We start from the raw sequence: 549 nt of genomic DNA, 5'->3' as shown, positions 1-549 counted from the left end.
AGTGGTGAGCACTTACTGGCTGTATTGAATGATATTTTGGACTTCTCAAAGATTGAACAAGGCAAGTTCAATATCCAAAAACATCCTTTCTCCTTCGCTGATACCATGCGAACGCTAGAAAACATCTATCGCCCTATTTGTGAAAATAAAGGGGTTGAACTTGTCATTGAAAACCAGCTTGATGGCAATGTAGAGATTTTCACCGACCAAGTTCGTCTGAATCAAATTCTGTTTAATTTAGTCAGTAACGCGGTGAAGTTCACGCCATCGGGCTGCGTGCGTTTACATGCCGAGTTAGAGCAGTTTTATGGCGCAGACAATAGTGTGCTAGTGGTTGAAATCAGCGATACGGGTATCGGTATTGAGTCCGACAAGTTGGATGAAATGTTCGAACCTTTTGTTCAAGAAGAAGCGACCACAACTCGCGAATACGGTGGCAGTGGCCTTGGTTTGACCATCGTGAAAAACTTGGTCGATATGCTCGACGGGGATGTACAAGTTCGCAGTCAAAAAGGGCAAGGAACCACATTTGTTGTTACGCTGCCAGTA

General features: G+C 44.1%; 1 protein-coding gene. It reads left to right on the top strand.

Going from position 1 to position 549, the window contains the following annotated elements; all coding sequences use genetic code 11:
* On the top strand, nt 1-549 hold a 549-nt coding region (locus R7Q11_RS28580), incomplete at both ends, for a sensor histidine kinase (RefSeq protein WP_263857231.1).

The sequence above is a fragment of the Vibrio sp. 970 genome, from assembly GCF_033339075.1.
The sequence above is the reverse complement of the archived record's forward strand: the minus strand, read 5'-3'. Positions and strand labels throughout refer to the sequence as shown.